The following is a 246-nucleotide window of genomic DNA, read 5'->3' on the forward strand; positions in this document are numbered from 1 at the left end:
TCAGTCCCAGTGTGGCTGATCATCCTCTCAGACCAGCTATGGATCGTCGCCTTGGTAGGCCTTTACCCCACCAACTAGCTAATCCAACGCGGGCCGATCATTTGCCGATAAATCTTTCCCCCGAAGGGCACATACGGTATTAGCACAAGTTTCCCTGAGTTATTCCGTAGCAAATGGTACGTTCCCACGCGTTACTCACCCGTCTGCCGCTCCCCTTGCGGGGCGCTCGACTTGCATGTGTTAAGC

1 rRNA gene is annotated in these 246 nt (G+C 54.5%); it reads right to left on the reverse strand.

Going from position 1 to position 246, the window contains the following annotated elements:
* A 16S ribosomal RNA gene (locus ACS5UA_RS22955) occupies positions 1 to 246 on the reverse strand; the annotation flags it as partial.

Source organism: Brucella sp. RRSP16, from assembly GCF_052246815.1.
GTDB classification, from domain to species: Bacteria; Pseudomonadota; Alphaproteobacteria; order Rhizobiales; family Rhizobiaceae; genus Brucella; species Brucella intermedia.